Source organism: Pseudomonas sp. EB271-G4-1 (assembly GCF_058791355.1).
In genome coordinates this window covers 1-23712 of record NZ_JBYTEO010000069.1, presented here as the reverse complement: position 1 = coordinate 23712, position 23712 = coordinate 1, and the positions used below count along the sequence as shown (strand labels likewise).

General features: G+C 60.6%; 21 protein-coding genes, 2 tRNA genes and 1 pseudogene. 9 read left to right on the top strand and 15 right to left on the bottom strand.

Features of this window, described 5'->3' with window-relative positions:
* Positions 1-76 (bottom strand) — tRNA-Gly (locus AC3WWR_RS25850).
* Between the two features lie 2 nt (positions 77-78).
* A tRNA-Glu gene (locus tag AC3WWR_RS25845) sits at positions 79-154 on the bottom strand.
* A 365-nt stretch (positions 155-519) separates the two neighbouring features.
* Between AC3WWR_RS25845 and AC3WWR_RS25840 the strand changes: the two genes are divergently transcribed.
* Positions 520-1278 carry a hypothetical protein gene (locus tag AC3WWR_RS25840; RefSeq protein ID WP_020799685.1) on the top strand — a complete coding sequence of 253 codons (759 nt, stop codon included), beginning with the start codon at positions 520-522 and terminating at the stop codon, positions 1276-1278.
* Between the two features lie 134 nt (positions 1279-1412).
* On the opposite strand, the gene AC3WWR_RS25835 is transcribed toward AC3WWR_RS25840, so the two are convergent.
* The 3 genes and pseudogenes from AC3WWR_RS25835 to AC3WWR_RS25825 all read right to left on the bottom strand — a co-directional run bounded on the left by AC3WWR_RS25835 (position 1413) and on the right by AC3WWR_RS25825 (position 4273).
* Positions 1413-2276 (bottom strand): methyl-accepting chemotaxis protein, encoded by an 864-nt coding sequence (locus AC3WWR_RS25835; RefSeq protein ID WP_411157058.1) that lies wholly within the window; start codon positions 2274-2276, stop codon positions 1413-1415.
* A pseudogene (locus AC3WWR_RS25830) lies at positions 2271-2498 on the bottom strand (HAMP domain-containing protein); the annotation flags it as partial. The gene AC3WWR_RS25835 and the pseudogene AC3WWR_RS25830, both read right to left, overlap by 6 nt.
* A 1013-nt stretch (positions 2499-3511) precedes the next feature.
* Positions 3512-4273, bottom strand: a complete 762-nt coding sequence (locus AC3WWR_RS25825; RefSeq protein ID WP_020799687.1) for an SDR family oxidoreductase — start codon at positions 4271-4273, stop codon at positions 3512-3514.
* A gap of 235 nt (positions 4274-4508) precedes the next feature.
* Here AC3WWR_RS25825 and AC3WWR_RS25820 point away from each other — a divergent pair, with 235 nt between their 5' ends.
* Positions 4509-5513, top strand: coding sequence for an NADP-dependent oxidoreductase (locus AC3WWR_RS25820; RefSeq protein ID WP_020799688.1), 1005 nt, complete (start codon positions 4509-4511; stop codon positions 5511-5513).
* Positions 5514-5618: 105 nt separating this feature from the next.
* On the opposite strand, the gene pyrF is transcribed toward AC3WWR_RS25820, so the two are convergent.
* A complete protein-coding gene (gene pyrF, locus AC3WWR_RS25815) occupies positions 5619-6317 on the bottom strand; it encodes an orotidine-5'-phosphate decarboxylase (RefSeq protein ID WP_162247449.1) in 699 nt (232 codons plus the stop codon).
* Positions 6318-6613: 296 nt separating this feature from the next.
* Between pyrF and AC3WWR_RS25810 the strand changes: the two genes are divergently transcribed.
* Positions 6614-7372, top strand: coding sequence for a response regulator (locus tag AC3WWR_RS25810; RefSeq protein WP_020799690.1), 759 nt, complete (start codon positions 6614-6616; stop codon positions 7370-7372).
* Positions 7372-8421 (top strand): sensor histidine kinase, encoded by a 1050-nt coding sequence (locus AC3WWR_RS25805; RefSeq protein WP_020799691.1) that lies wholly within the window; start codon positions 7372-7374, stop codon positions 8419-8421. Before AC3WWR_RS25810 ends, AC3WWR_RS25805 begins: the two co-directional genes overlap by 1 nt.
* A 20-nt stretch (positions 8422-8441) precedes the next feature.
* Here AC3WWR_RS25805 and AC3WWR_RS25800 read toward each other — a convergent pair whose 3' ends face one another.
* The 9 genes from AC3WWR_RS25800 to AC3WWR_RS25760 all read right to left on the bottom strand — a co-directional run bounded on the left by AC3WWR_RS25800 (position 8442) and on the right by AC3WWR_RS25760 (position 16412).
* Positions 8442-9494 carry an AI-2E family transporter gene (locus tag AC3WWR_RS25800; protein ID WP_033044862.1) on the bottom strand — a complete coding sequence of 351 codons (1053 nt, stop codon included), beginning with the start codon at positions 9492-9494 and terminating at the stop codon, positions 8442-8444.
* Positions 9495-9563: 69 nt separating this feature from the next.
* A complete protein-coding gene (locus tag AC3WWR_RS25795) occupies positions 9564-10370 on the bottom strand; it encodes a DUF4892 domain-containing protein (RefSeq protein ID WP_033044860.1) in 807 nt (268 codons plus the stop codon).
* A 118-nt stretch (positions 10371-10488) separates the two neighbouring features.
* Entirely contained in the window at positions 10489-11343 is an 855-nt protein-coding gene (locus AC3WWR_RS25790; RefSeq protein ID WP_020799694.1) for an alpha/beta hydrolase, read from the bottom strand.
* Positions 11340-12146 (bottom strand): alpha/beta fold hydrolase, encoded by an 807-nt coding sequence (locus AC3WWR_RS25785; RefSeq protein WP_020799695.1) that lies wholly within the window; start codon positions 12144-12146, stop codon positions 11340-11342. Before AC3WWR_RS25785 ends, AC3WWR_RS25790 begins: the two co-directional genes overlap by 4 nt.
* Positions 12147-12264: 118 nt before the next feature.
* On the bottom strand, positions 12265-12708 hold the full coding sequence (locus AC3WWR_RS25780; RefSeq protein WP_020799696.1) for a hotdog fold thioesterase: 444 nt from the start codon (positions 12706-12708) through the stop codon (positions 12265-12267).
* A 31-nt stretch (positions 12709-12739) separates the two neighbouring features.
* Positions 12740-14395 (bottom strand): AMP-binding protein, encoded by a 1656-nt coding sequence (locus AC3WWR_RS25775; protein ID WP_179053714.1) that lies wholly within the window; start codon positions 14393-14395, stop codon positions 12740-12742.
* A gap of 162 nt (positions 14396-14557) precedes the next feature.
* Positions 14558-15013 carry a phosphohistidine phosphatase SixA gene (gene sixA, locus AC3WWR_RS25770; RefSeq protein WP_020799698.1) on the bottom strand — a complete coding sequence of 152 codons (456 nt, stop codon included), beginning with the start codon at positions 15011-15013 and terminating at the stop codon, positions 14558-14560.
* Positions 15010-15357, bottom strand: a complete 348-nt coding sequence (locus tag AC3WWR_RS25765; protein ID WP_020799699.1) for a DUF4389 domain-containing protein — start codon at positions 15355-15357, stop codon at positions 15010-15012. Before AC3WWR_RS25765 ends, sixA begins: the two co-directional genes overlap by 4 nt.
* 29 nt (positions 15358-15386) lie before the next feature.
* On the bottom strand, positions 15387-16412 hold the full coding sequence (locus AC3WWR_RS25760; RefSeq protein WP_020799700.1) for an NAD(P)H-dependent glycerol-3-phosphate dehydrogenase: 1026 nt from the start codon (positions 16410-16412) through the stop codon (positions 15387-15389).
* A 195-nt stretch (positions 16413-16607) separates the two neighbouring features.
* On the opposite strand from AC3WWR_RS25760, the gene AC3WWR_RS25755 reads away from it, so the two are divergent.
* The 5 genes from AC3WWR_RS25755 to fabB all read left to right on the top strand — a co-directional run bounded on the left by AC3WWR_RS25755 (position 16608) and on the right by fabB (position 23558).
* Positions 16608-18731, top strand: coding sequence for a TonB-dependent receptor plug domain-containing protein (locus AC3WWR_RS25755; protein ID WP_454866253.1), 2124 nt, complete (start codon positions 16608-16610; stop codon positions 18729-18731).
* A 1-nt stretch (position 18732) separates the two neighbouring features.
* Positions 18733-19665: an ABC transporter substrate-binding protein gene (locus AC3WWR_RS25750; protein ID WP_020799702.1), complete on the top strand. Its 933-nt coding sequence runs from the start codon at positions 18733-18735 to the stop codon at positions 19663-19665.
* Positions 19662-21563, top strand: a complete 1902-nt coding sequence (locus AC3WWR_RS25745; RefSeq protein WP_033045355.1) for an ATP-binding protein — start codon at positions 19662-19664, stop codon at positions 21561-21563. Before AC3WWR_RS25750 ends, AC3WWR_RS25745 begins: the two co-directional genes overlap by 4 nt.
* 247 nt (positions 21564-21810) lie before the next feature.
* Positions 21811-22326, top strand: a complete 516-nt coding sequence (fabA, locus tag AC3WWR_RS25740; RefSeq protein WP_003179264.1) for a 3-hydroxyacyl-[acyl-carrier-protein] dehydratase FabA — start codon at positions 21811-21813, stop codon at positions 22324-22326.
* 11 nt (positions 22327-22337) lie between these two features.
* Positions 22338-23558: a beta-ketoacyl-ACP synthase I gene (gene fabB, locus AC3WWR_RS25735; RefSeq protein ID WP_008016529.1), complete on the top strand. Its 1221-nt coding sequence runs from the start codon at positions 22338-22340 to the stop codon at positions 23556-23558.
* The last annotated feature ends 154 nt before the right edge of the window (positions 23559-23712 follow it).

The window sequence follows — 23712 nt, the reverse complement described above, 5'->3', positions numbered from 1 at the left end:
TGGAGCGGGAAACGAGACTCGAACTCGCGACCCCGACCTTGGCAAGGTCGTGCTCTACCAACTGAGCTATTCCCGCATTGGCGTCCCCTAGGGGACTCGAACCCCTGTTACCGCCGTGAAAGGGCGGTGTCCTAGGCCACTAGACGAAGGGGACACACTACAACATTCACTCCCTGCTTCGTTTCGCTGTTCGCTTTACGCTGCAAGTGGCGCGCATTCTATGGATGGATTGAGAGGTCGTCAACCCCCTGTTATAAATTTATTTAAATCAATGACTTCGCGCTGCTTTGCGACCCCTCCCGGCTTTTCTGTCGCCTGGGGTCTGGCGCCTATATTCTGACACTCGCCAAGACGTTATAGTCGACGCCATGAGTGATGGCAATATGCTTCAGAGTGCCAGCATTTATATACGCGGATCGCGGCCGATAAACCTTCAGCCACGCCGAGCCGGCGCCTGAAGGCCAGGCCACTTCACTCGCACGCAAACCCTATAAAGAGGTCTTACCGGTGACACCACTCATGATCACCCTGCTCGTCGTAGCCGGGATCGCACTCTTGATCGCCATTGGCTACATCAACCATGTGGTGGAAAACAATAAGCTGGAGAGGGCCCGCACCAAGGTTGAACTCAATGATCGCCTGCGTCGCTGTGGGGAGATCACCGAGACGTTTCCCGGCCAGTTGATGACGCCAGCGCTTAAACTGTTGCTGACGCGCCTGGAACTGAATGTTTGCCAACGCCTGCTGAATCTGGAAAAGACCAGCGCCAACCTCAAGGCCCGGATTACTGAACTTGAGGCTCTGGTTGGCCAGGGCGAATCAATTCCAGTCAACAACCCACCGGCACCGATCCAGACCGAAGCCAAGGCCAAGGACGTGCGTTTCCTGCTCGAAGCCCTGCACGGCCAAATCACCCGCGCTGCCCAGGATGGTTTTTTGCCACCCAATGAAGCCAAGGGCTGGATTCGTCAAGTGCGCCATATCCTTGTGCTGCTTCACATCGAGTTTTTCAACAACCTCGGCCAGCATGCCCTGCAGCAGAACCAGCCCGGCCAAGCGCGACTGGCGTTCGAACGCGGCGTGCAGTACCTGCGCAAACAACAGGAACCCCAGGTCTACGCCGAACAACTGGAATACCTGGAAAAACTCCTGGCCCGCGCCAACGACCAGGTCATGGACCGTATCGCTCCGGTAGAGGGTGACGTCAACCAATTGACCGAAGGCCTGAAGGACGTCGAGGCGGATGCGGACTGGAAGAAGAAAGTGATCTACGACTGATCACAGAACGAACGTAAAAAAGCAGTAATACACACGAAGATCAAAAGATCGCAGCCTGCGGCAGCTCCTACATGAAACGTGATCCAGTAGGAGCTGCCGCAGGCTGCGATTTTTTAGCGGCTGTCAGGCCAGCATTAAAGCCTGAAATGCCCCACCATTCCCTTTAGCTCAACCCCCAACTGCGCCAGCTCGATACTCGACGCCGCATTGCCCTGCATCGCCAGCGAAGACTGATCCGCACTCGCACGAATACTCGTGACGCTGCGATTGATTTCCTCGGCCACCGAGCTCTGCTCTTCGGCAGCAGCGGCGATCTGCTGGTTCATCTGCTGGATCAAGGACACGGCCGCCGCGATACTCCCCAGCGCACTTTCAGTCTGCAGTGCATCGCTGACGGCGAGTTTCACCAACTCACCGCTGCTTTGTATCTGCTGCACCGAGGCCTGCGCCGCCGCGCGCAAGGCGCTGACCAGTCGCTCGATCTCTTCGGTCGATTGCTGGGTGCGCTTGGCCAGGGCCCGCACTTCATCGGCCACCACCGCAAACCCCCTGCCCTGCTCGCCCGCCCGGGCTGCTTCGATGGCCGCATTCAGGGCCAACAGGTTGGTCTGCTCCGCCACGCTCTTGATAACGCCGAGCACCGTGCCGATGTTCTGGATTTCCGCGCTCAGGCTTTCGATACTTGAACTGGCCGAAGTCGCGGAATCCGCCAGTTGCTCGATCCGCACCATACTCTGGCGCACCACCTGCTGCCCGCTTTCAACCTTGCCATCCGCTGTTTGCGCCGCCAGCGCGGCCTCTTCGGCGTTACGCGCAACGTCGTGCACGGTGGCGGTCATCTGGTTCATGGCCGTGGCAACCTGCTCGGTTTCTTCCTTCTGGCTGCTGACTTCGAGGTTGGTCTGCTCAGTCACGGCAGACAAGGATTGCGCTGAAGTGGCCAACTGCTCGATGCCCGCCTGCAAACCGCTGACGATCTGGCTCAGCCCTGCGCCCATCTGCTGCATGGCCTCCATCAACTGACCGATCTCGTCACGACGGGTCACCTCGACCTTCGCACTCAGGTCCCCTGCAGCGATCTGCTGCGCCACACGAATCACAGTGCGCAGCGGCGCCACGATCAAGCGGGTAATCACCCACGCTGCAATCAAGCCAACCAGCAAGGCCAGCACCGAAGAGCCGAGTATCAGTAGCGAGTTGTTTTTCAGTTGCGCCTGCATCGACTGGTCTTCGGCGACATAGGCCTGATCCACCCGCTCCACCACCTGGGCAGCGCGTTGGTGCAATTGTTGGTAGACGGTTTTTTCCTGCTCCAGCAGGCCGGTGTACTCAGCGAGCTTGTCGCTGAAACTGGCGATATGGCCGGTGACTTCATTGAGGACCGTCTGGTAACCCTCATCCTTGACCGTGGTCTTGAGTTGCTCGGCCTGGGCCAGCGCCTGGCTGGCCTGCTCGATCTTGCCCTGCCCGGCGCTGTCGTCGCCCTTGCGGCTCTGGGCCAGACGCACGTGTGCTTCGTTCATGGCTTGCAACATCAACCGAGAAACCTGGCTGACCTGACTGGCTTGCTCGATGAACGCGGCCCCGTCCTTGCCTTCGGTTTCCTTCAGCGTGTAAGCGCCGTCATCGGCGAGCCCGGCTTGCAGGACGTCGAGATTGTTGGCCACGCTGGACACCGACCAACTGGCCATTTCCAGCGCCAGGTCCTTGGCCTGGCTGAGCGAGACAAACTCGTCAAACGCCTTGCGGTAAGCCCCCAGGGACTGCTCGACATCATTCATGACCGGTACATTGGCCGCCGATGCTGACTTGAGCTGGTTTGCCAGGGCGATCAGGCCGTCAACGCCTGCGTGCAGGGCATCGACGGTTTTCGGGCTGCCATGCAAGGCATATTCCTGCTCCAGCAGTCGCACCTTGAGCAAACCGCTGTTGAGCGAAGACATCTGCTTGAGCCCGTCGAAGCGCTGGCTGATGGTTTGCAGCGACCATACACCGATCGCCGCCACCAGGGCCGTCAGCAGCAACACCAGCGCAAACCCTACACCCAGTTTTTTTGCCATACCGAGGTTGGCAAAACGTCCTTGCACGGCCGAATTCATTGCACTCAGTCCCCCGCCATTATCAGTAACAGCAGAGTCGCAACGGCCCCGTATCAACACAAGACTCTGGCGCCTGAATAATGGCAAAAAGCTACGCCCGCGTCGTTTTCAGAACGCTGGAGGTCGATCCGCTATCAAAACGCGGTAACTCCGCCGTCCACGGCCAATGAGTGCCCCGTGGTAAAGGCCGCGCCATCGCTGCACAGGTACAGCACCGCGCTGGCGATTTCCTCGACCTTGCCGATGCGGCCGACCGGGTGCATCGCATTGGCGAACTCGCCCTTCTTCGGGTCTGCCTCATAAGCACGGCGGAACATGTCGGTGTCGATCACCGCCGGGCACACGGCATTGACGCGGATTTTTTTCTTGGCGTATTCAATCGCGGCCGATTTGGTCAGGCCGATGACAGCGTGCTTGGACGCCGCGTAGATGCTCATCTTCGGCGCAGCCCCGAGACCTGCCACTGACGCGGTATTGACGATTGCACCGCCGCCTTGGGCCAGCAACAAAGGCAATTGGTACTTCATGCACAACCAGACGCCTTTGACGTTGACGCCCATGATCGCGTCAAACTCCTCGACCGTACCTTCGGCCAGCTTGCCTTTTTCGATCTCGATACCGGCATTGTTGAACGCATAGTCGAGACGGCCGTAGGTATTGACCACTTCATCCATCAGGTTCTTTACATCGCTTTCCACTGTCACGTTGCACCTTACGAAGGTCGCTTCACCGCCAGCCGTACGGATCAGCGCGACCGTGCCCTCGCCGCCCGCCGTGTCCATGTCGGCCACCACCACCTTCAAGCCTGCGGCGGCAAACGCCTGGGCAGTGGCCCGGCCGATGCCGGCTGCCGCGCCTGTCACCACTGCCACCTGGCCGGAAAACGTCATGCTCATTGTGCTGTCCTCGAAGAGTAGTTTGCGGGGGATCGCGAGTTCCCAGCATAGCCACAGCCCCCAAGGCCCGGCAGCACTATCAAACGGCCGGTTGAGCCACCATGAGTGGCAGTGATGGAACTACCGTACCAACTATCACTGTACTGGATAAGACTGTATTCGCCGGATCAGCCGAACTTGCGGCATCGACCTCGAGGGTCTATCAACAAGGTTTCATTCATCCTGAGTGCCTGCCATGACGTCCCAGACCAATCGCCAATTTCTGCTCGCCAAACGCCCAGTGGGTGCCGCGACCCGGGAAACATTTACTTATCAGGAAGTACCGGTCGGCGAACCGGCTGCAGGCCAGATCCTGGTCAAGAACGAATACCTGTCCCTGGACCCGGCCATGCGCGGCTGGATGAACGAAGGCAAGTCCTACATCCCGCCGGTCGGTCTTGGCGAAGTGATGCGCGCGTTGGGCGTGGGCAAAGTCATCGCTTCAAACAACCCTGGCTTCGCGGTGGGCGACTACGTCAACGGCGCCCTCGGCGTACAGGATTATTTCCTGGGTGAGCCGCGTGGGTTCTATAAGGTCGATCCGCAACTGGCGCCGCTACCGCGCTATTTATCCGCACTGGGCATGACCGGTATGACCGCTTACTTCGCGCTGCTTGACGTGGGTGCGCCCAAGGCCGGCGATACCGTCGTACTGTCGGGCGCTGCCGGTGCGGTGGGCAGCATTGCCGGGCAGATTGCCAAGATCAAGGGCTGTCGGGTAGTCGGTATCGCCGGCGGCGCGGACAAGTGCAAGTTCCTCATCGACGAGCTGGGTTTTGACGGCGCCATCGACTACAAGAACGAAGATGTCGTGGCCGGCCTCAAGCGCGAGTGCCCCAAAGGCGTGGACGTGTTTTTCGACAACGTGGGCGGCGATATCCTCGACGCGGTATTGAGCCGCTTGAACTTCAAGGCAAGGGTGGTGATCTGTGGCGCCATCAGCCAGTACAACAACAAGGAAGCGGTCAAGGGCCCGGCCAACTATCTGTCACTGCTGGTCAACCGCGCACGCATGGAAGGTTTTGTGGTGATGGACTACGCCGCGCAGTTCGCCGCCGCCGGACAGGAAATGGCTGGCTGGATCGCCAAGGGGCAGCTCAAGAGCAAGGAAGATATCGTCGAAGGCCTGGAGACCTTCCCGGAGACGCTGATGAAGTTGTTCAGCGGGGAGAATTTCGGCAAGTTGGTTCTAAAGGTTTAAAAGTGATCGATTAAAAGATCGCAGCCTCGTTTCACTCGACAGCTCCTACACAGCTCCTACAGGGAAATGCGGCCCCCTGTAGGAGCTGGCGCAGCCTGCGATCTTTTACGCCAGTTCGGCCACCACATCGGCCAAAGCCTTGGCCGGATCTGCGGCCTGGCTGATCGGGCGGCCGATCACCAGGTAATCGGAACCGGCATCCAGCGCCTGGCGCGGAGTCAGGATACGGCGTTGATCGTCCTGGGCGCTGCCCGCCGGGCGAATCCCAGGGGTCACCAATTGCAGCGACGGGTGCGCCGATTTCAGCGCCTGGGCTTCCAGGGCCGAGCACACCAGGCCATCCATACCGGCTTTTTCCGCCAGGGCGGCCAAGCGCAGAACCTGCTCTTGCGGCTCGATGTCCAGGCCGATACCCGCCAGATCCTCACGCTCCATGCTGGTCAACACCGTCACACCGATCAGCAGCGGTTTTGGCCCGGTGCGCTGGTCCAGCACTTCGCGACAAGCCGCCATCATGCGTAGGCCACCGGAGCAGTGAACGTTGACCATCCACACGCCCATTTCCGCCGCGGCCTTGACGGCCATGGCCGTGGTGTTGGGGATGTCGTGGAACTTGAGGTCCAGGAACACTTCGAAACCCTTGTCACGCAGGGTGCCGACGATTTCCGAAGCACAGCTGGTGAACAGTTCTTTACCGACTTTGACCCGGCACAGTTTCGGGTCCAATTGATCGGCCAGCTTCAGTGCGGCGTCACGGGTAGGGAAATCCAGGGCGACGATGATAGGAGTCTGGCAGGCGGACATGAGTGGGCTCTCAGGCAAGTCGAAATCGGCGCGCATTGTAGCGGAACCAATGGCCCTGCGGGACCCGATGATCGGTAAATCGTCGAGATCGCTCCGCCAAGACTAGCCTCTGCGGCAATTGTGTCGAGTTCGGTACAGTCACGACACGCCCCCAACATCCTTGTCCGCTACCCTCGGCAACCGCAATACGTCCTTGGCTCAGCACTTCCCGCCTCCGGGCAGGACGCCTATGCTGGAACCACAACCTCGCAGCCTATCTTTGTGGTTGGCAGCCTACCTGGCAGATGAACCCACGCATGCACAACACTCCAGCCCCCGTGAACGACGATCAAAAAGCGCCCGGCGATGAAAAACGCTGGAGCATTCGCGCCCTGATCGTCGACGATGATGTGCCGATCCGCGAGCTGATGATCGACTACCTGGCGCGTTTCAACATCCATGCAAGCGGGGTCACTGATGGCGCCGCCATGCGCCTGGCGATGCAGGCGGAGCATTTCGACGTGGTGGTGCTCGACTTGATGCTGCCCGGCGAAGACGGCCTGTCGCTGTGCCGCTGGTTGCGCGGCGAATCGGATATTCCGATCCTGATGCTCACGGCCCGTTGCGAACCCACCGACCGGATCATCGGTCTCGAGCTCGGCGCCGACGACTACATGGCCAAGCCGTTCGAACCCCGCGAACTGGTCGCACGCATCCAGACCATTCTGCGCCGGGTGCGGGACGACCGCAGCGAACAACGGGCGAACATCCGTTTCGACAATTGGCGTCTGAACAGCGTGCTGCGCCAATTGGTTGCAGCCGATGGCCTGGTGGTGCCGCTGTCCAATGCCGAATTTCGCCTGTTGTGGGTGTTTATTGAACGTCCGCGCCGGGTCCTCAGCCGCGAGCAACTGCTGGATGCCGCTCGTGGCCGTTCGATCGAAGCCTTCGATCGCAGCATTGACCTGCTGGTGTCGCGCCTGCGGCAGAAACTCGGTGACGATCCCAAGGCCCCGCAACTGATCAAAACCGTGCGTGGTGAGGGTTACCTGTTTGACGCCCGGGATATCGGTTGATGCGGGCGCGCTTCGATACGTTGTTCGGCCGTCTGTTTGGAGTACTGCTGATCGCGATTGTCCTGGCACACCTGCTGGCATTTGCATGGTTTCACTACTACGGCCCGCCGCCTCCCCCTCCCCCGCCGGCGTTTCCCGAAGACATGGACGGTCAACGCCCACCGATGGACCCGCGCCTGGCCCCCCGCCCTGCCAGGCCATGGTTTGGCGGACCACTGGTACCGCTGACGTTTCAGCTGATCTCGCTGATCATTGCAGCCTGGTACGGCGCCAAATTACTCAGCCGGCCGATTCAACGCCTTAGCGACGCGGCCGAGCGCCTGAGTGAAAACCTCGACAGTGCGCCACTGGAGGAATCCGGCCCACGGGAAGCGCGACAAGCGGCGCACACGTTCAACAAAATGCAGCAACGCATCATCGAGCAGGTCAAGCAGCGCTCGCGCATGCTCGGCGCGGTATCCCACGACCTGCGCACGCCCCTGTCGCGTCTCAAACTGCGCCTGGAACAAATTGACGACGACAAGCTGCAAGGACAGATGCGCCAGGATCTGGACGACATGATCAGCATGCTCGATGCGACGCTCGGCTACCTGCACGAACAGCGCACCAGCGAGGCGTCACAGTGGATGGATGTGCAGGCGCTGGTCGAGTCCCTGAGCGAAAACGCCCAGGACCAGGGGGCAAACGTCCAGGCCAGCGGTCATTGCGCGCCGCTGCAAGTCCAGCCGATGGCACTGCGCTCCTGTATCAACAACCTGCTGGACAACGCCTTGCGTTATGCCGGGAATGCGTTGATCACGCTCGAAGATAATCGCCAACACCTGGTGATCAGGGTCATCGACCATGGTCCAGGGATCGCGGCGGATAAACGTGAGGCCGTATTCGAACCGTTCTTCCGATTGGAAGGCTCACGCAATCGCAACTCCGGCGGCGTCGGCCTGGGCATGACCATTGCTCGCGAGGCGGCGCAACGCCTGGGCGGGCAGCTCAGCCTGGAAGAAACCCCCGGTGGTGGGCTGACGGCGATCATCCGCCTGCCCAGGACCTGAGTGCAGCGCAAGGATTGAATTCAGCGACGGTCATCAATCCGCGACTGGCTTTTGCTCCAGTCGGTCAACAGGCTGTAAGCCACGGCCAGCAATGTCGGCCCGATAAACAGGCCAATGAATCCGAATGCAATCAAACCACCAAACACCCCTAGCAACACAATCACCAGCGGCAAATTCCCACCCCGGCTGATCAAGTAAGGCTTGAGCACGTTGTCCACGCCGCTGATGATGAACATGCCCCAGACGCCAAGGAACACCGCCATCCCGTACTCACCCTTCCAGGCCAGCCAGGCAGTGGCTGGAATCCATACCAGCGGCGGCCCCATGGGAATCAGGCTGAGCAGGAAGGTCACGATACCGAGCACCAATGCCCCAGGGACGCCGGCAATCAGGAAGCCGATCAACGCCAGGACCGCCTGGGCCGCGGCAGTGCCGATCACGCCGTTTACCACCCGTTGCACGGTGCCCGCCACCAGTTCGATGTAGTACCCGGCACGGTGGCCAATCAGCCGCTCCAGCAAACCATGAACAAAGGCCGCCAACCGTGGTCCGTCGCGATAGAAAAAGAACACGAAGACAATGCTCAGGGTCAGCTCGAGGATGCCGCCGCCAATCTGCGCGCTACGCGCCAGCAACCAGTTGCCGACCTGGCCCAGATAAGGCTTGAGCGACACCATCATCGCCGCGCCCTGCTGATCGATACTGTTCCAGATGACCACCAGCCGCTCGCCCACCAGGGGAATGCTGCCCAGCCAGGTCGGCGCTTCAGGCAGGCCGTCGACCTGCACATCCTTGATGAACGCCGTGGCGTCGCGCACATGATCCGCCAAGTTGAACCCCAGCCACACCAGCGGCGCCGCCACCAGCACCATCCAGCCCACGGTCAGCAGGGCCGCCGCCAAGGATTCGCGGCCATTGAGCCAGCGGGTCAGCAGGCGCATCAGCGGCCAACTGGCGAACGCCAGCACCGCGCCCCAGAACAGGGCCGACCAGAACGGCGCCATCACCCATAAGCTCGCGCCAAACAGCACCAGGAGCAGGATCTGCACCAACAGCCGATCGTTATTGATCATCACAGTCTCGAAAAAATCATTCAGCAAAAAGAGTAGGCGAACACGCCACGCGTGTTCGCCGGATGACGCTTATCGCAGCAGTTTGATATGCAATCCAGGACCGTCGACACCACCGGTTTCCATCCGCGCCGCACGTACGCCCTGCTCGATCAACGATTGACGCCAGGCTTCAGCGTTGGGCCCGGACACACTGACCCGCAAGGTGGTGTCCAGGTTCAGGCCCCGGGAGATCAGGCGCAGCCATTTGTCATCGGGTGTTTGCGTCAACTTGGGGAAGTCGAGTTCACCGGTACTCTTGAGCTCGCGCAGCAAGGTTGCGGACGTCGGCAGCAAATCCCCCAGCGGGGCGACGGCGTCGAATTGTTCGACGTGCAGATAGGCTTTGCGATTACCACGGGTGATGCTGTAGAGCGCCACCAGCGTATTGTCCTTCGGTGCGGCCAGGCGTAACAGCAGGTAAGCCTGCTCACTATCGGCGCCATAGAGCTTGGCGTTGCCGAACACTTCGTTGGCCCATAGGCTGCTTTCGCCACAATCTCGCGCCTGGCACCAGAACAGCAATTGGGCGTCCTGCTGTTGAAGCGCTTCGCGCGCAGCGGTGAAGGCCTCGGTCGAGGAATGTTCCGCCGGCAATTCATAGGTCACTGAGGTGACATGCCCACGAGCACTGACCTGCCCGTCAAAGCGCAACTGACCGCTGATCTTGCGGATCGAGCCGAGCGGGTAGATCCGTTCAAGCTCGGCCGTGGGGCGATAGTCGACGATCTGCGCATCGGTCATGCGCGGCACGATCGGCAAGTCCTGACTGCCGGGCAGATCGACGGCTAATGAGAGTGGACTGAAACAACTGAGCATCAGCAAACTGAATGAGCGCATGGATAGACTCATCGGATCAGCATGCCCTTGTGGCCATTCGGGGGCGCAGCGGTGTAGAGGTCTATCATGGTTGTCTCCCTTTTCAACCCACCCAGCCTCGACAGTTGCCCGGCGCAAGTCAAGGAATGGCGAAGAACCGATTGAAACAGTCTGCGACAAGGTCGGCACCGGGTTCATCATTCAAGTGCAAATGATGGCCGCCTGGCAGCTGTTCAAGACTAAAGGGTAGACGCTCCAGCAACTCCGGATGTTTGGCGAGCATGCCGTCAGCGGCGACCACCAGTTTCGCCGGACAGGCGACCCGCTGGACGAAGGCCATGGCCTGCTCGGTGGTAAGGCGCAGCGGCGATGGCAGCGTGAGGCGATTGTCGGTGCGCCAGGTATAACCGCCCGGCACCGGCATCAAGCCACGCTGGGCCAGCAGTTCGGCGGCTTCGCGACTGACCGCCACCAGGCCTTTCATGCGTGCTTCGATGGCGCGGTCTTGGGTGCTGTAGACCGGTTTGCGTTTTTCCCGCAGATCCAGTTGCGCCTGCAGGGCCATGCCCATGCGTTCGGCAGCGTTTTCGCCTTTGTCCGTGGGAGGGATGACACCGTCAATCAAAGCCAGGTGAGTGACTCGCTGCGGAAACGAACCGGCAATGATCAGCGAGGCGATGGCACCCATCGAATGCCCCAGCAAAGCAAACCGCTTCAATCCAAGCTGCTCTGCAACTTGCAACACATCGTGGGCATAGTCCCACATGGCGTAACCGGCGCCAGGTGGGCGGTGTCCTGAGTGCCCGTGACCGGCCATGTCCAGGGCGATCACGCGCAAGCCTTTGAGCTTGGGTGCCAGGCGGGCGAAGCTATTGGCGTTGTCCAGCCAGCCATGCAGGGCAATGACCGGCAAACCGTCTTCGGGGCCAAACAAATGCGCCGCCAACTCGATATGCGGCAGGCTCAGGCGCACTTCTTCGACGACCTGGCTCATGCGCAATCCCGTTGCTGGCGAGAGGTCCAGCGTTCGAACAGGTTTTTCAGCAGTACGGCCGTCTCCTGCGGACGTTCCAGAGGAAACATGTGCCCGCCAGGCATGCTCAGCGCCTCGCCATTTGGCATGCGCCCGACTGAACTGGTGTGATGACGCATCACCACCCGGCTCTCGTGCCCGCGAACGACCGCCAGCGGCACTTGCAACTGCCGCAGGCGGCCGGGGCTGGTGTGTGGTACGCCCCGGTAGATGCTGATTTCCGTGGCTGGGTCGAAACGCAAGCGCAACCTGTCGCCGTCCTGATGCAAACCATAGTGCAGGTAGGCATCGAAACACTCTGGATCGAAGCTGCGAAACAGGCTCTTGCCGGCGAAATAACGGCGGGCGCTCTCGAGATCGGCGAATTCTTCACGACGCCCCAGGGTGCGGCCGGCCGGGGTCAGGCGGTCGATGAAACCCAAGCGCTTGGCTGCGCGAATGACCCATTGATCGGTGCGCGTCAGCACCGGCGAATCGAGCATCACCACACCGCGATACAACTGGGGGCAACGCAACGCCGCGTGCAGATGCAGTACGCCACCGAAGGAATGACCGACGCCCCACACCGGCTGTGACTGCTGCTGCAGATGGTGGATGAGTTCATCCACCAGGTTGTACCAGTTGTCGTCCGCCGGGAAACGCGGGTCGTGGGCGTGTTGCTCCAGATGCGTCACCCGAAATTCGGGTGCCAGCGCCGCAAACAACTTGCCGTAGGTTCCCGAAGGAAAACCATTGGCGTGGGCGAAAAATATCTGTTGCGACATACCGGTCGATCCATCAGCGAAAACAAACCCGATTGTCCGCAAGACCGCGTTCTTGAGCAATGACCGTAACTGACAGGAATGATGACAGTCCGGCCATGCGAATAAAGGAACGGGGAGATCAACGTGCTGGCGGATTATCACCCAGCGGCACCACGGCCATGGTCAGCCGCGACACACAACTGGCCTTGCCTTCGTCACTGGTCAAGCGGATATCCCAGACATGGGTCGTACGCCCGATGTGAATGGGTTTGGCGACCGCCGTCACTCGGCCGCTGCGCAAGCCGCGCAGGTGGTTGGCGTTGATTTCCAGCCCCACGCAGTAAAACTTGCTGGCATCGATGCACAGGTAGCTCGCCATGGAGCCGACTGATTCAGCCAGCACCACCGAAGCGCCGCCATGCAGCAAGCCATAAGGCTGGTGGGTGCGATGGTCAATGACCATGCTCGCGGTCAAGGACTCTTCATCGAAGGCTTCGAAACGGATGTCCAACAGTTCGCCAATGGTGTTTTTCTGAATTGCGTTCAGTTGTTCGATGTTGGGAACGGTACGCCACAGACTCATAGCAGGTTTTCCTTGTTGGTTTTATCGTGGCTCAATCCTGCCACAGCACCGCTTCGGTGTGCTCGCTCCATTCTTCGAAGCGAGCGCCGTAAGTGGCTTCGATGACGTTGCGCTTGATCTTCAGGGTCGGCGTGAGAAAACCGTTTTCCACCGCCCAGCTGTCCTTGACCACCACCAGCCGCCGCAAGCGTTCGTGCTTGTCGAGGACGCTGTTGACCTCTTCCAGCAGCTTTTCCAGGCTTGAATGCAACCCGGCCCGTGTCTCCTGCTGCCCGACGGCCGAAAGCACGCACAGGCCCAGTGGCGCATTCAAGCCATCACCGACCACGCACACCTGCTCGATGCGCGAATGCACCGCCAGGCGATTTTCGATCGGCGCCGGCGCTACGTACTTGCCTTTGCTGGTCTTGAAGATTTCCTTCAGGCGCCCGGTCAGGCGCAAGTTGCCTTCGGCATCTTCCTCGCCCTTGTCGCCGGTGCGCAGGAAGCCGTCCTCGGTGATGGTGTCGGCGGTTTTCTGCGGATCCTTGAAATACCCCAGCATGATCGCCCCGCTACGTACCATGACCTCGCCCGATTCGTCGATGCGCACCTCGACCTCCGGGCACGGCATGCCAATCCAGCCTGGTTTGTTCTGCCCCGGCAGGCAAATGTGCGAGTAACCGCAACTTTCCGTCATGCCGTAGACCTCCAGCACGTCCAGTCCGAGCTTGCGATACCACAACAGCAGACTCAGGGGCACCGGCGCCGCACCGGACAAGGCCACGCGCAAGGCATCGAGCCCCAACCCGGCGAGGACTTTGTGCCCGACCCGCTTGCCGATAATCGGCAGCCCGAGCAGGAAATCCAGGCGCTTTGCCGGGATCTTGCTGTACACCCCCATCTGGAACTTGGTCCAGATGCGCGGCACGCCAAACAGCGCCGTTGGCCGGGCACGGCGCAAGTCCGTCAGGAAGGTGTCAAGGCTTTCGGCAAAGAACACGGTTTGCCCCGTGTAAATCGATGCCAGTTCGACGAACATCCGTTCGGCAACGTGGCACAACGGCAAATACGACAGCAGTCGATCCGACTCATTGAGACCGAACAACTGCGTGCCGCGCGTGGTGGCGAATCCCAGATTGGCGAAGCTGTGCATCACGCCCTTGGGCATGCCGGTGGTGCCGGACGTGTAGATGATGGTTGCCAGTTGATCGGCGGCGGGCTTGGGATCGTCCTGGATCGGCGAGCTGCGTTGCAGGTCGTCCCAGCTGAAATCGAAAGTGCCGGTTGGATGTAACGGCAGGCTGATGGTCGGCAGCTCGGGATTCACCCCACGGGACATGCCAGGCCAGTCATCGAGTTTACCGATGAATACCAGCGCCGCTTCGGAGTGTTCGAGCACCTGGGCCACCGATTCGGCGGTGAGGTTGGGGTACAACGGCACCGAGACATGCCCGGCCATCCAGATCGCCAGGTCGGCAATGATCCAGTGCGCGCAGTTTTTCGAGATCAGGGCAATATGACTGCCCTGGGGCAGTTCCCGGGATCGCAGCCAATGGGCCGCACAGCGTGCCTGATGACCGACGTCCTCCCAGCTCAATGTCTCGACACGGCCACCGCCCACAGGCTGGACGAGAAAGCGCTGGCGAGGATGACGGGCCTCGCGCTCGTAGAAAACGTCCAGGGGCAAACGGGAAGCAGCAGGCATGGGACTCGCTCCTTTGTTTCTTGGTCTGGAGCAAGCGTAGCCAACCAAGCAAATGCTTGGTTGGCTATTTTTCAAGATCAGAAGATCGCAGCCTGCGGCAGCTCCTACGGGGGAACGCTGAAAGCCCTTTTAGGCGCCGCCGCTGGCTGTGGTCTTTTGCCTTTAAGGGTGCTTGATGCTGTTGAGCTTCATCGCGCCAATCAGCAATTCAGAGTTTTCCAGCTCGGCCAGGCCGGCGGTGCTGACCTTCTCTGGCGGATGACCCGCACCATGTTGCAGGTAGCTGAGCAGGTTTCCCACGAGTGGGTTATGAGAAACCAGCAGTGCATTGGTGACCGACTTCAGCTGGTCAGTGACCCTGTCGGGATCATAATCCGGAGTCAGCCACTCGACGGTGCGTATTTCCGGTCCGAAACCCAAGGCATCCCGAACCAGCTGGGCGGTCTGCTGCGCTCGCGTGTAGGGGCTGGCATAGATCGCTGTCAGCGGCTGGCCAACCAGGTTGGCGGCGGCGCGCAGCACTTCTTCACGACCATTGGCAGTCAGCTCCCGCTCCGAATCGTGGGTTTTGGAGCCGTGTGGCTCGGCTTCACCATGACGCAATACCCAGAGTTTCATAGCTTGGGTTCCTCATCTCGGGCCGGATGTGGCGCAGGCGCCACGACGTGCGGCGCTTCACCTTCCGGCGTACGCGGCGTCGGCCAATCGGCGAACGGCCAGGGTTTCTGGTCGCTGTGGAAACTGCCGAAACGACCGATCTGGGCCAGGAACTGGCTCAGGCTGTCGCCGAAGTTCATCAGGCTGGCGCTCGGGGCGCCATAGATCAAACGATAGATCAATTGCACCAGCACCACGGCGCCAAGCATGAACTGCGCCACCTGCCACACCAGCAGGAACACCACCATCCACAGCACTCGAAGCAAGATGGACTCGTATTTGGCTTCTACTTTTGGATCACTCATTTCTCGCTCCGTTCCTGTGAAGTGGGGGTTCAGTTGAAGCCGCTGGTGGAAATAAAGTCGACATCGGTCTTCGGCTCGCCCCGCATCAACAGTTCGATCACCTGCTCAAGCGTGCGCCCTTCGAACAGGATCGCGTGCAACCCGGCGACCAACGGCATGTACACGCCAACTTCCTGGGACTTGGCCTTGAGCACCTTGAGCGTGTTCACGCCTTCGGCAACTTCGCCCAGGCGATTGACTGCCTCTTCGAGGCTCAAGCCCTGGCCGAGGGCGAACCCGACCTGATAGTTACGGCTTTTTGGCGACGAGCAGGTCACGATCAGGTCACCCACGCCCGCAAGGCCAAGGAATGTCATCGGGTTGGCACCCTGATTCACCGCGAAGCGGGTCATTTCCGCCAGCGCCCGGGTAATCAGCATGCTCTTGGTGTTTTCGCCCATGCCCATCGCCACCGCCATGCCGGCAATGATCGCGTAGACGTTTTTCAACGCACCGCCCAGTTCGACGCCAAACCGGTCGGCGCTGGCATACACGCGAAAGGTGCGGCCGTGCAGCACGTCCTGGACATGCTGGCAGAGCGCCTCGTCTTCGCTCGCGACCACCGTGGCGGTCAATGCATGTTCGGCGATTTCACGGGCCAGGTTCGGCCCGGACAACACACCGATGCGTGCCTGTGGCGCGATCTCTTCGAGAATCTGGCTCATCAGCTTGAAGGTGTGGGCTTCGATGCCCTTGGTCAGGCTCACCAGCATTTTGCCGCTGAGTCGATCAGCATGCGGGGCCAGCACCGAGCGCAACGCGCTGGAGGGCAGCGCGACAAAACTCAGGTCGCACGCATCCAGGGTGGCCAGCAGGTCAGTGACCGGCGTGACACCGGGCAGGATCTTGATGCCTTTGAGGTAACGCGGGTTCTCGCGATTGACCCGGATGGCCTCGGCCTGTTCAGGGTCACGCATCCATTGCAGGACTTGATGACCATTTTCGGCCAGCAAGTTAGCCACGGCGGTACCAAAACTTCCGCCTCCCAAAACCGCGATCGGGCGCTGTTGAGTCATATGTAATCCGTTAATCCATACCAGTGGCAATGTCGGCATTATACGGAGCGCCCCCGTGTCGGCCAGTCCCCGCGTCAATTACCGACATGGGTAGGAAGAAGTCCGGTAATACCCAGGAAAATGCTTACATCGTGACTGGAAAAGTCAACGGGCTCGGTTAACATGCGCGCCATCGATGGTTAACAAGGATGTGCTGTGTCCCTGGGTTCGACTTCACCCCATTCGCCGTTGGTCCTGGCGCTGGTGTTCAGCTCGCCGGCGATGGCCGACGACTTGTTTCTCGACAGCGAACCGTTGCCGCAAGTACTCACGGCCACGCGCCTGAAACAATCGCCGGCTGCCGTGCCGGGGAGCATGACGGTGCTCGACACCGCGCTGATCAATGCCAGCGGCGCGCGCGACATCAGTGAAGTGCTACGCCTGGTACCCGGCATGATGGTCGGCAATATCAGCGGTAATCAGGCCACGGTGAATTACCACGGCACCAGCGCCACCGAAGCACGGCGCCTGCAAGTGTTGATCGACGGTCGCTCGGTGTACCGCGCGGGACTGGCCACGGTGGACTGGAGCGATATTCCGGTGGCCATGGAGGACATCGAGCGTATCGAGGTTTTCCGCGGCCCGAACACCGTCAGCTATGGCGCCAATGCGCTGATGGCGGTGGTCAACATCATCACGCGCAATCCGGCCGACAGCCACGGTACGCGCCTGAAAGTCACCCGCGGCCAGCGTGGCATCGACGACTTTTATGCCAGCCAGGGCGTGGGTTGGGAGGACGGCGATTTACGTCTGTCGCTGTCTGGCCAGCAAGACGATGGCTTTGATACCGACCGTTGGGGCGGCGACTACCATGACAGTCGACGCTTGAAGCGCTTCAACCTTGCCGTTAGTCAAGCGCTCGACGAACGGCAAAGTATCGAATGGCAGGTGAATGCCAAGGACGGCACCAACCAACGCCCCTATACCTACCGCCCGGTGTTTTCAGGGATTACCCGCGCGGGGGACAATTCCGACGTCAGCGCCAAGGACTACGCCGGCTCGCTGCGCTGGAATCTCGACCTGAACACCGAGCACAGCCTTTACATCCAGGGTTCGGCCCAGCACTGGGACCGTCAGCAAACCTGGCGCGCCTGCGATGCCGAAGTATCGTTCAGCCCCGAACTCAGCGAGCTTTGGCAACTCAACCCGAACTACACGGAACGCCTGGCGCGCAACATCGAGAGCTTTCTGGTCTCCGGAGCCCCTGACGCCGATCCGACCCAACGCGCATTGGCCAATCAAGTCCTCGACCAGTGGCGCAACGGCGCCCGGCGAACGGTCTGCGGCGATATCGATCAAAGCACTCGGGAATCGCGCTATGACCTTGAATTGCAGGATACCCTGAGCCTGTCCGATAACCTGCGGCTGGTCAGCGGATTGAACTATCGTTACGACCGGGCAGATTCCGAGACCTACTTCAATGGCACTCTCGATGACACCACCTGGCGGGCGTTCGGCCAGCTTGAATGGCGCGCCAGCGAACACTGGCTCCTGCAGGGCGGTGCCATGTTCGAAGACACGCAGTTGATCGGCAGCTCACTGAGCCCACGGATGGCGGTCAACTACCTGATCAATCCGCGCCAGGGCCTGCGTGCGGTGTACTCGCAAGCCGTCCGCTCGCCGGACATGTTCGAGAACAACGTCAACTGGAGCTACCAGGTCACCCACCTGCAACCCGGCGCCTATGGCCAGTCAAGTGCCCGCTATTTCGTCAAGACCCGCGGCCCCGGCGACCTCGACCAGGAACATATGCGTTCCCGGGAACTGGGCTATAACGGTTACTTCGCCGAATCGGGCCTGGCCGTCGATGTAAAGCTGTTCTACGACGAGATCACCGGGATGATCAGTGAGCCGTTGCGCAATAACCAGTACATCGCCAGCAATGCCAACTCCGCGCGCTACACAGGAGCGGAAACCCAACTCGACTGGAAATTCAGCAGCGCCGACCGCTTGCGCCTGACCTATGCCTACGTCGACGCTGACGCGAGCAACCTGCAGGATGCACAACAGACTGCAGGCAACAGTGGTTCTGCCGCCTGGTTGCGCGACTGGGGCGATGGCTGGAACAGCGCGCTCTTCTATTATGCTGACGACGCGCTCAACGGCTACCGCTTCGAACGCCTCGACACGCGCATCGCCAGGCGCATCCGCCTGGGCAAGACTCATCTGGAACTGGCTGGTGTGCTGCAGCAGCGCCTCGACAACCAGCCTACTTCCTTTGTCGACAACAACTATGACGAGCGTCGCTTGATGTATTTCAGCGCGCAGCTGGCGTTTTAAGATGCCGCATCGCCCGCCACGCAAGCCGTCAATCCTTGGCCATCTGTTGGCCATGGCTTGCCTGGTATTCGGTGGCTGGCTACACAGCCATTCGGCCAGCGCCGCGGACATTCTCCTGACCGGTGTCGACGATAGCCCCGGCGTGCAATCCTTCGTCCAGGCCCTGGTGCAATTGCGACCGGCCGACAACGTGCACTTCCAGCCATTGGCCAGCCTGCCGCCACCGGGCAAGCTGGCGGCGGACACCCGCTTGATCCTGCTCGATCTGCCCAGTCTCGACTGGCGCCTGCAGGACCCTCGCGGCCCGGCGACACTGGTGCTGCGCATCAGCCGCCTGCAGGCGCGACAACACCTTGGGCACGCCCTGCCCCCGCACCTCAGCCTGCTCTGGAGCGATCCGCCACTGGACCGGCAATTGCGCCTCACCCGTGTCCTGCTGCCCGAGGCCAAGCGGGTTGGCGTCCTGTACGACAGCCATAGCGAGTTCCTGTTGCGGGAACTGCGCCAGGCCGCCTATCCCCTGGGTCTTGAAGTGGTCACCGAACGTTGGGAAAACACCCAGGACAGTCGTCCCTTGCAGGCTTTGCTGGACAACAGCGATGTAGTACTGGGCCTCGACGACCCCGATCTGTACAACCCGAAAACCGCGAAAAACCTGTTGCTCAGCAGCTATGCGCGGCAGCTGGCCTTGATCGGTCCCAATGCAGGGTTCGTCAAGGCCGGGAGCCTGGCCAGTACCTACAGCGATCAAAGCGACTGGTTGGCGATTCTCGATGAGCTGCTCGACCTGCCACCCGCCACGTGGCCACGCACGCAATATCCACACCGCTTCAAAGTCTCCAGCAATCGGCAGGTGTCTCGTTCCCTGGGGCTTGAACAGGTAAATGAAGTGGCTGTCGCAACGCTGTTGGCAGAAGGAGAACGCCAGCCATGACCTTCCGTCGCCGCTGGGACATCAGTACCCGTACCCAGATCATCAGCCTCGGCCCTGCCCTGCTGCTGACGTTACTGTTGATCAGTTTCTTCACTTTCGTGCGGATCCAGGACCTGCGCCAGGAGCTCAACCACACCGGCCAGTTGATTGCCAACCAACTGGCGCCGGCCACCGAATACGGGGTGATTTCGGGCAATAACGAGGTGCTCGAAAGCCTGCTCAAGGCCACGCTGGCAACGCCCAACGTACGGTTCCTGGAGGTGCAGGACAGCGCCAACCGGATTCTGGTGTATGTCGAGCAACCTTCGGCAAGCTACCAAAAGCCGCACCAGATTGAAGTCTTCCAGGCCCCCGTGCGCCTGCAACGGATCGCGCTGCACAATGATTTTTTCCAGGACGGCAGCGTGCCCCCCACGGCGCCCGCCGAGGATTACCTGGGTCGGGTGATCGTTGGCCTGTCCAATGATGCGTTCAGCCAGCGCCAACAGGAAATCCTGCTCAAGGCCGGCATTCTGGCGCTGTTCGCCCTGCTGTTTACCTTCATGGTCGCCCGGCGCCTGGCCGCGAGCCTGTCGCAACCGATCCGCGATATCGGCAATGCGGTCAAGGCGATCCAGGCCGGCGACTACAAGACGCCCCTGCCCATCGTTGACGACACCGAACTCGGCGCCCTGTCCCAACATATCAACAACCTCGCCAAGGGGCTCGAGCAGGCCAGCCACGAACAGCACCAGGCCATGGCGCAGTTGATCCAGACCCGCGAGGAAGCGGAAAAGGCCAATAACGCCAAGTCCGACTTCCTCGCCATGATGAGCCACGAACTGCGCACGCCGATGAATGGCGTGCTTGGCATGCTGCAATTGCTGGAAACCACCCAGATGACCGAAGAACAGCTCGAATACGCGGCTCTGGCTTCGGAATCCACCGAGCACCTGCTCAAAGTCATCAATGACATTCTGGATTTTTCGCGTATCGAACGCTCAGAACTGGAGTTGGAGCATATCCCCTTCAATCTCGCAGACCTGATCGGCAGTTGCGCCCAGTCGTTCCAGCACAGCGCCGTCCAACGCGGGCTCGATCTACAGTTGCAGATCCCACAAGACATGCGCGCGCTGCAGGTTCAGGGTGACCCGACGCGCATCCGGCAAATACTGGTCAATCTGGTCGGCAATGCCCTGAAGTTTACTGAACAGGGACGCGTGCGCATCGAATCGCAGTGGCAGTCCCTGGATCACGAACTGCTGTGGTTCACCTGCACGGTGCGCGACAGTGGGATTGGCATTCCCCCCGAAAGCCTGGAATTGATGTTCGACGCGTTTCAGCAGGCCGACAGCTCCATATCAAGACGCTATGGTGGGACCGGCCTGGGCCTGCCGATTGCACGCACACTCGCCGAACGCATGGGTGGCACCTTGCGCGCCCAGAGCGAGGAAGGCCGTGGCTCGATATTTACCCTCGAGATTCCGCTGGCGTTGTATCAGCAAGCCTTGCCGGCTCGGGTACCGCGCGTACCGACCCACAAGGGGGATGGCGAAGGGCGCAATGTGCTGCTGGTCGAAGACAATCCGGTCAACCAGACAGTGATCGAAGCCATGCTGCGCAGCCTCGGCTTTACTGTCAGCGTCGCCGCCGATGGCGCACAGGCAGTACGCAGTGCCGAGAGCCTGATTTTCGAGGCGATACTGATGGACTGCCGACTGCCGGTCATCGACGGTTATGAAGCCACCCGGCAGATTCGTGAACTGCCCGGCTGTACCGACTTGCCGATCATTGCCCTGACCGCCAACGCCTTGCAGGGGGATCGCGAAGCTTGTTTGTCGGCGGGAATGAACGATTACCTGGCCAAGCCCTTCAAACGCACTGATCTTCAGCAAATTCTGCAGCGATGGGTGCAGTAGTACAGGCCTTTCGAGCATCTGTGACTGGCGTGAAAGGCGAAAGTGCGGCAGTCTTAGGCACCCGAACAAGCTCGAAAAGGGGCTTGATTAAAAATTTCAGTGCACAAGTGTACATTCATGTCCTTGGTGCTGTGACTTTCACTACAACGCAATAGTCTATGAGTAGGCTGCCGGTTCGAGGCATGAACGCTTCGATCGGCCGGGATGATTTGCCCCACCTGCCGCATGGGACTATTGAGGAGCTCGCATGACCAAACAAAACGCCTTTACCCGGGAAGACCTGCTGCGCTGCAGTCGCGGTGAGCTGTTCGGCCCAGGTAACGCGCAACTGCCCGCCCCGAACATGCTGATGGTCGATCGCATCACCCTGATCAGCGAAGAGGGTGGCAAGTACGGCAAAGGTGAATTGGTCGCCGAGCTGGATATCACTCCGGACCTGTGGTTCTTCGCCTGCCACTTCGAAGGTGATCCGGTGATGCCGGGCTGCCTGGGCCTCGACGCCATGTGGCAATTGGTCGGTTTCTTCCTGGGCTGGCAAGGCCTGCCGGGCCGTGGCCGTGCGCTGGGTTCGGGCGAAGTGAAATTCTTCGGCCAGGTCCTGCCGACCGCCAAGAAAGTCACCTATAACATTCATATCAAGCGCGTCCTCAAGGGCAAGCTGAACCTGGCCATCGCCGACGGTTCGGTGACTGTCGACGGTCGCGAAATCTACACCGCCGAAGGCCTCCGGGTCGGCGTTTTCACCTCCACTGACAACTTCTAAGGGTTATCCGCATGCGCCGCGTCGTTATCACTGGTCTGGGCATTGTTTCGTGCCTGGGCAATGACAAAGAGACCGTCTCCGCTAACCTGCGTGCAAGCCGCCCTGGCATCCGGTTCAACCCGGAATATGCCGAAATGGGTCTGCGTAGCCAGGTTTCCGGCTCCATTGACCTCAACCTTGAAGAACTGATCGATCGCAAGATCTATCGCTTCGTCGGCCACGCGGCGGCATACGCCTACCTGGCCATGAAAGACGCCATTGCTGACTCCGGCCTGACCGAAGAGCAAGTGTCCAACCCGCGCACCGGCCTGATTGCCGGTTCCGGTGGCGCATCGACACTGAACCAGATGGAAGCGCTGGACATCCTGCGCGAGAAAGGCGTAAAGCGCGTTGGCCCATACCGCGTCACGCGGACCATGAGCAGCACCGTTTCCGCCTGTCTGGCCACTCCGTTCAAGATCAAGGGCCTGAACTACTCCATCGCTTCTGCCTGCGCCACCAGTGCTCACTGCATCGGTACCGCCATGGAACAGATCCAGATGGGCAAGCAGGACATCGTTTTCGCCGGCGGCGGTGAAGAAGAACACTGGAGCCAGTCGTTCCTGTTCGACGCCATGGGCGCATTGTCCAGCAAGCGCAACGACACTCCGGAAAAAGCTTCCCGCGCCTACGACGCAGACCGTGACGGCTTCGTCATTGCAGGCGGTGGCGGCATGGTCGTGGTGGAAGAACTGGAACACGCTCTGGCCCGCGGCGCGAAAATCTACGCGGAAATCGTTGGCTACGGCGCGACCTCCGACGGCTACGACATGGTCGCCCCAAGCGGCGAAGGCGCGATCCGCTGCATGCAGCAGGCGCTGTCCACCGTCGACACCCCGATCGACTACCTGAATACCCACGGCACTTCGACTCCGGTCGGCGACGTCGCGGAAATGAAAGGCGTGCGTGAAGTGTTCGGCGACAAGGCTCCGGCCATCAGCTCCACCAAGAGCCTGTCGGGTCACTCCCTGGGCGCCGCCGGCGTTCACGAAGCGATCTACTGCATGCTGATGATGGAAGGCAACTTCATTGCCGGTTCCGCCAACATCGACGAGCTGGACCCAGAAGTGGCCGACCTGCCGGTACTGACCAAGACCCGCGAAAACGCCACCATCAACACTGTGATGAGCAACAGCTTCGGTTTCGGTGGCACCAACGCCACGCTGGTACTGAAGCGCTGGGAAGGCAAGTAATTCCCCGCTGCTGAGCCGCACATGAAAACGCCCCGACTGGTTCGGGGCGTTTTTTTGCCTTCAAAAACGCAAAACCCTGTGGGAGGGGGGGGGGGGGGGGGGGGGGGGGGGGGGGGGGGGGGGGGGGGGGGGGGGGGGGGGGGGTGGGGGGGGG

Coding starts and splice junctions, on each gene's coding strand:
- AC3WWR_RS25835 (WP_411157058.1), bottom strand. CDS start 2,276: ATGGGCGCAGGGCTGAGCCAGATCGTCAGCGGTTTGCAGGCGGGCATC.
- AC3WWR_RS25810 (WP_020799690.1), top strand. CDS start 6,614: ATGCACAACACTCCAGCCCCCGTGAACGACGATCAAAAAGCGCCCGGC.
- sixA (WP_020799698.1), bottom strand. CDS start 15,013: ATGAAACTCTGGGTATTGCGTCATGGTGAAGCCGAGCCACACGGCTCC.
- AC3WWR_RS25765 (WP_020799699.1), bottom strand. CDS start 15,357: ATGAGTGATCCAAAAGTAGAAGCCAAATACGAGTCCATCTTGCTTCGA.
- AC3WWR_RS25780 (WP_020799696.1), bottom strand. CDS start 12,708: ATGAGTCTGTGGCGTACCGTTCCCAACATCGAACAACTGAACGCAATT.
- AC3WWR_RS25745 (WP_033045355.1), top strand. CDS start 19,662: ATGACCTTCCGTCGCCGCTGGGACATCAGTACCCGTACCCAGATCATC.
- pyrF (WP_162247449.1), bottom strand. CDS start 6,317: ATGTCCGCCTGCCAGACTCCTATCATCGTCGCCCTGGATTTCCCTACC.
- AC3WWR_RS25840 (WP_020799685.1), top strand. CDS start 520: ATGATCACCCTGCTCGTCGTAGCCGGGATCGCACTCTTGATCGCCATT.
- AC3WWR_RS25825 (WP_020799687.1), bottom strand. CDS start 4,273: ATGAGCATGACGTTTTCCGGCCAGGTGGCAGTGGTGACAGGCGCGGCA.
- AC3WWR_RS25760 (WP_020799700.1), bottom strand. CDS start 16,412: ATGACTCAACAGCGCCCGATCGCGGTTTTGGGAGGCGGAAGTTTTGGT.
- fabA (WP_003179264.1), top strand. CDS start 21,811: ATGACCAAACAAAACGCCTTTACCCGGGAAGACCTGCTGCGCTGCAGT.
- AC3WWR_RS25775 (WP_179053714.1), bottom strand. CDS start 14,395: ATGCCTGCTGCTTCCCGTTTGCCCCTGGACGTTTTCTACGAGCGCGAG.
- AC3WWR_RS25795 (WP_033044860.1), bottom strand. CDS start 10,370: ATGCGCTCATTCAGTTTGCTGATGCTCAGTTGTTTCAGTCCACTCTCA.
- AC3WWR_RS25750 (WP_020799702.1), top strand. CDS start 18,733: ATGCCGCATCGCCCGCCACGCAAGCCGTCAATCCTTGGCCATCTGTTG.
- AC3WWR_RS25790 (WP_020799694.1), bottom strand. CDS start 11,343: ATGAGCCAGGTCGTCGAAGAAGTGCGCCTGAGCCTGCCGCATATCGAG.
- AC3WWR_RS25800 (WP_033044862.1), bottom strand. CDS start 9,494: ATGATCAATAACGATCGGCTGTTGGTGCAGATCCTGCTCCTGGTGCTG.
- AC3WWR_RS25785 (WP_020799695.1), bottom strand. CDS start 12,146: ATGTCGCAACAGATATTTTTCGCCCACGCCAATGGTTTTCCTTCGGGA.
- AC3WWR_RS25820 (WP_020799688.1), top strand. CDS start 4,509: ATGACGTCCCAGACCAATCGCCAATTTCTGCTCGCCAAACGCCCAGTG.
- fabB (WP_008016529.1), top strand. CDS start 22,338: ATGCGCCGCGTCGTTATCACTGGTCTGGGCATTGTTTCGTGCCTGGGC.
- AC3WWR_RS25805 (WP_020799691.1), top strand. CDS start 7,372: ATGCGGGCGCGCTTCGATACGTTGTTCGGCCGTCTGTTTGGAGTACTG.